The sequence below is a fragment of the Pseudorhodobacter sp. genome, assembly GCF_030452865.1.
Taxonomy (GTDB): Bacteria; Pseudomonadota; Alphaproteobacteria; order Rhodobacterales; family Rhodobacteraceae; genus Pseudorhodobacter.
Genome location: NZ_JAKDLJ010000271.1, coordinates 1 through 5,062, shown reverse-complemented (window position 1 = coordinate 5,062; position 5,062 = coordinate 1). Strand labels below are relative to the sequence as shown.

Sequence of the window (5,062 nt, the reverse complement as noted above, 5' to 3'; positions counted from 1 at the left end):
CGGCACGATAGGCAAGGGCGTGAGCGAGCCACGCGGCAGCTGGGGCATCCTGCCCCCCTTGGCCTTACGGCCAATTCCCCCCTGGAGGTATTTTCACCAAGATGAAAACCGGTAAATGGCTTTCGGGCCTTCGACGCGAGGGTCACCCCAGCATATCGCGGGCAATGCGGTGAAATATTTGTGTGCCTGTCGCGATCAGATCATCTGGGAAATCGTAATCCGGATTGTGCAGCGACGGATGGTTCAACCCCGCCCCAAGCATCAGCATTGCAGACTTGCAGCCCGGCAGATGCCCGAAGCGGCCGAAATCCTCTGACGCGCGCATGGGAAGGGCGCCCGGTGTATGCTGGATATTCAGCGCCTCCAGAGCGGCGGCAATCTGTGCAGTTGCCGCAGGATCATTGGCGCAAGCGGCGAAATCATCGTGCAGGCTCAAGGTCAATCTCAGACCATGCTTTTCCGCCGCGGTCTGCGCGAGCGCCACCGCTTGCGCTTTCAACGATTCCATTCTCGCGTCAATCATGGTGCGCAGCGTCGCCCACACCTCACCGTGACCGGGGGCGATACCAAAGGCAGGTTCACCCAAAAGCGCGTGGGTAATGGTGACGAGACGGAAATCGGGCGACAGCTCCCTGCTTGAACCCAGCGCCATCAGCGCCGGGATCAATTCCGCGATTGCCAACCCCGGCGACAATCCGTGATCGGGCTGTGCCGCGTGACTGGTTTTGCCCTCCATCTCGATCTTCAACCCGACCGAAGCACAGCAGTTCGGGCCCGGGGCGAGCCAACAATCCCCCAGTTTGATGCCCGGCATATTGTGAAGCGAGAACGCCCAATCGGGATGCAAATCCGCAAAGTGCGGATCAGCGATGACGGCGGCAGCGCCCGAGCCATCCTCCTCCGCCGGTTGGAACATCAGGATCACCCGACCACACGAGGGGCGTTTGCGCGACAGCAGCCGCGCAAGGCCGAGCAAGATGGCTGAATGGCCGTCGTGGCCGCACAGATGCGCAACACCGTGGATCAGTGACCGATGCGGCGCGGTTGAAATTTCATGGATCGGCAAGGCGTCAATCTCGCTCCGAAACAGGATTGACGGGCCGGGCTTGCCACTGTCAAACACCGCCGCCACGCCATGACCACCAAGCCCGGTCACCACACGATCGGCCAGCTGCCCCAAGGCTGCAACAACGCGAGCGGCGGTCTCGTCCTCCTGCCGTGATACTTCCGGGTAACGGTGGAGTTCGTGACGAAAGGCGGTCAGTTCGGCAACGTCGGAATTGGTGAGCATCACAGCGCCTTTCTTGCGGCCAGCATTCTCATCGACGCTTCAAGTTCGTGCCAGGCGGTGCGTGCCATCGAGCGGAACACCAAAATCTCAAACCCGTCCGGAACCCCGAGCAAGATCATCGGCATATGACCAAGGGAGGAGCGCGCGCAACTGCCCGGACCCATCGCGCGCAGGTCCAGCGGAACCAACCGCGCCAGCACCTCCGCTGCCCGCACACCCGTCAGCGCCAGCGCCGCCCAACCATCGCTTTGATCGGTGCAAGCCGCAATGGCGGACCAGTCCCCCGGTGGCACACCGATCAGGAATGCCTGCCCGCGCCCGGTCCATGCCAGCCGCGTTTTGCCAATGACGGAGACCGTGTTTGGTGCCGGAAATGCCAATCCTAACGGTTTTAACGCCGCCGCTACTGCTTTCTCCTGCCCAATGAAGGGCGCGATGCTTGTGATCTGCACCAGATCAACCTCGGCCAGCGACACCCCGCCATGGCTTACCGGTTCTTGCCCCGCAAGCGCGGATTTTGCGATCAATTCAGCCACGGAGTTTCACCCCCTCTTTGTCATGGAACACCGGGTCGCACACCTCACACAACTGGTCGATGCCGCGCAGATGATCGACCAGCCGGATCATTTCGCCGTGCCGCGCGCGACCGTTGCGCAAGAACGCTTGCCCCAACCAACAGCCCATGGTTGGCGAATAGCCGACCGACGTGACATAGCCCTGATCGTTTACGCGCTTTGCCTCATCGCCTTGATTGAACAGATGCGCGCCTGCGGTGATCGCCGCATCATTTGCCGGGCGCAAGCCCACCATCTGCTCTCGCTCCGACCCCAACAGGCCGGGGCGCGCCGCCGCCCCTTTGCCGATGCACTCCTTCTTGGCCGATATCATCTTGTCCATACCGATATCAAACGCCGTCACCCGGCCATGAATTTCGGCATGAGTGATGAAACCCTTTTCGATCCGCAACACGTTCAGCGATTCCATGCCGTAAGCACCGCCACCCAGCGTTTCAGCCCGCGCGAGAAGGTCGCGGAACAATGCTTCTCCATAACGGGCAGGCACCGCTACCTCATAACCCTGCTCGCCTGAAAACGAAATCCGGAACAGCCGTGCGTTCACACTGCCGATCGTGATATCCGTGCAGCTCATGAAAGGCAGGTCCGGGGCGTTGAATAGAGTATCCAGCAGCGCCTTGGCCATGGGTCCCGCCACTGCGAATTGCGCCCAGTTTTCGGTGACGGAAATGCAGCGCACATCCCAATCGGCACAATAGGCCTGCTGCACGAAATCCAGATGGCGCATCACCAGACCCGCCGCCGCCGTGGTCGTCGTCATCACAAAATGGCTTTCGCCCAACCGCGCCGTGGTGCCATCATCCAGCACATGCCCATCGGCGCGCAGCATCAACCCATAACGGACGCGCCCCACCGGCAGGGTGGAAAACAGGTTGGTATAGACCAGATCCAGAAACCGCGCCGCATCCTTGCCCTGAATGTCGATTTTGCCAAGGGTGGAGACATCACAGACGCCAACCGTGCTGCGCACCATCGTCACCTCTCGGTCGCACGCCTCACGCCAGGTCGCCTCACCCGCGCGCGGGAAATAGCTGGGGCGATACCACAGCCCCGCTTCAACCATCGGCGCGCCGCGTTCCACGCTGGCAGAGTGCGAGGTCAGATAGCGTTGCGGCGCAAAACCATTCGCGCGCCCGCCGGCCCCCATCGCCGCGATCGACACTGGTGAGAACGGCGGGCGATAGGTTGTTGTCCCGGTTTGCGGAATGCCGCGCCCGGTGGCATCCGCCAGAACCGCCAAAGCGCCAACGTTGGAGTTTTTGCCCTGATCGGGGGCCATACCCTGCGTGGTGTAGCGTTTCATATGCTCAACGGACGCAAAATTTTCCTGCGCCGCCAACCGCACATCTTTGGTCGTCACATCATTGGCAAAATCGAGCCATGCGCGCCGCTTGCCCTTCACCTCCCACAAAGGCAACAGATCGTATCCCGCCTCCTCCGCCTCAGGCAATCCAATCGGAACGGCTTCGCGCCCCATCACCGCCAAAGCATCCACCGCGACCGCCGCACCCGAAGCCAAACAACGCGCGGTCGAGAATACACCCGCCGCCGCACCCGCCGCACGCAGCCCCGGCACCGCACCGGGTTGCGGCACAAAACCGGCAAGGGCGGCATCCCAGATCGGGCGGCCATTCATATGGCAGGTCAAATGCACCAGCGGGTTCCAACCGCCTGAAACACCCAAACAGTCCGTCTCAATCTGCACCTCTGCTCCGTGATGGCGAATGATGATCCCGGTCAACCCATGCCGCCCTTTGGTGCCAATCACCTCCGCGCCGGCATAGACCGGGCAATCCTCTGCCACGCTGGCATCCAGGCGGGCATCAATGATCGCCGCGACCTCCACCCCCGCCGCCATCAAATCACGCGCCGTTCGGCGGGCATCGTCATTGTTGGCGAAAATCGTGATGCGCTTGCCCGGCACCACCCCGTAACGATGCAAATAGCTGCGGATGGCGGAGGCCGTCATAATCCCTGGCCGGTCATTATCGGCAAAAGCAATCATCCGCTCCTGCGCGCCTGCCGCCAAAATCGCTTGCCCGGCGACAATGCGCCAGAAACATTCGCGCGGCAGGTCGGGCTTGCCCGCCACATGCAGTCCCACCCGCTCCAACGCGCCAAAAGTGCCGCCGTCATACGCCCCGGTGATGGTGGTGCGCGTCATCAGCCGGACATTCGGCAGCCCGGCCAATTCATCCAGCACCAACGCCACCCACTCCGCCGCAGGCTCGCTGCCAATCTCGGCGCTTTCATCCAACAAACGCCCACCCATCACCGGGTTCTCATCCACCAAAATCACATCCGCGCCGGCGCGCGCCGCCTGCAAGGCCGCCGCCAGACCCGCAGGGCCCGCACCGATCACCAACAGCTCGCAAAAGGCGAAAGCTTTCTCATAATCGGCCTCGTCATGCCGCCCCGACAGACTGCCAAGACCCGCCGCCCGGCGGATCATCGGTTCATAGAGCCGCTCCCAAAAGGCGCGCGGCCACATGAAGGTCTTGTAATAGAACCCCGCCGAAAGAAACGGTGAAGCCAGATCATTCACCGCCAGAACATCAAACTTCAGGCTCGGCCAACGGTTCTGGCTTTTCGCCTCCAACCCTTCATAGATCTCCTGCACGGTTGCGCGCACATTCGGCGTCTGCTGTCGCTCCTCAATGATCTCCACCAACGCGTTCGGCTCTTCCGATCCGGCGGTCAGCACCCCGCGCGGACGGTGATATTTGAAACTGCGGCCAAAAAGTTTCACCCCATTGGCCAACAATGCCGACGCCAGCGTATCGCCTTTGAAACCCACATACTCCCGCCCGTCAAAGCGAAACCGCACCGGTGTTGCACGGTCGATCAGACCCTTGCCCTGGACCCTCATAAAGCATCCCCTTGCGGCTTCATCTTGGCCAAAATACCTGATCCCGCACCTTCAACCAGTGCCACATCCAACACCTCATGCGTCACCGTATTCCGCGTGACCGCAAGCCAGGACGTGCAGCCCGCCTCATGATACCAAAGATCCCGCAGCACCCCCGCCGGATTGTCGCGCAAGTGCAAATGCGCATCAATGGCGTCAAAATCCTGCCCTTCGGGCAAAGTCAGATAATCATCTGATCCGTAATAATAAACCTCACGACGATCGCGGGGGCCACAAAGGGGGCAGGTGATACGCATGATATTGCCTCAGTGCAAATTGTGCTGTGAT

General features: G+C 61.4%; 4 protein-coding genes. All 4 read right to left on the bottom strand.

Translation table 11 applies throughout. The features are described from left to right. Positions 1–142: 142 nt before the first annotated feature. Genes L0H65_RS14270 through L0H65_RS14255 form a run of 4 tightly spaced genes read right to left on the bottom strand, consistent with a single transcriptional unit; the run spans position 143 to position 5,031 of the window. The gene (locus tag L0H65_RS14270) at positions 143–1,291 is read right to left on the bottom strand and encodes an amidohydrolase (protein ID WP_301459716.1); all 1,149 of its coding nucleotides are present in this window, start codon (positions 1,289–1,291) and stop codon (positions 143–145) included. Further along, positions 1,291–1,827 (bottom strand): sarcosine oxidase subunit gamma, encoded by a 537-nt coding sequence (locus L0H65_RS14265; protein ID WP_301459715.1) that lies wholly within the window; start codon positions 1,825–1,827, stop codon positions 1,291–1,293. The genes L0H65_RS14270 and L0H65_RS14265 overlap by 1 nt, the downstream gene beginning before the upstream one ends. Beyond that, positions 1,820–4,735, bottom strand: a complete 2,916-nt coding sequence (locus L0H65_RS14260) for a sarcosine oxidase subunit alpha family protein (protein WP_301459714.1) — start codon at positions 4,733–4,735, stop codon at positions 1,820–1,822. Before L0H65_RS14260 ends, L0H65_RS14265 begins: the two co-directional genes overlap by 8 nt. Continuing rightward, the gene (locus L0H65_RS14255; protein WP_301459713.1) at positions 4,732–5,031 is read right to left on the bottom strand and encodes a sarcosine oxidase subunit delta; all 300 of its coding nucleotides are present in this window, start codon (positions 5,029–5,031) and stop codon (positions 4,732–4,734) included. The genes L0H65_RS14260 and L0H65_RS14255 overlap by 4 nt, the downstream gene beginning before the upstream one ends. Between the last annotated feature and the right edge of the window lie 31 nt (positions 5,032–5,062).

Bases quoted from the DNA above. Each gene is read 5' to 3' on its own strand.
- L0H65_RS14270 (WP_301459716.1), bottom strand. From the start codon at position 1,291: ATGCTCACCAATTCCGACGTTGCCGAACTGACCGCCTTTCGTCACGAA.
- L0H65_RS14260 (WP_301459714.1), bottom strand. From the start codon at position 4,735: ATGAGGGTCCAGGGCAAGGGTCTGATCGACCGTGCAACACCGGTGCGG.
- L0H65_RS14255 (WP_301459713.1), bottom strand. From the start codon at position 5,031: ATGCGTATCACCTGCCCCCTTTGTGGCCCCCGCGATCGTCGTGAGGTT.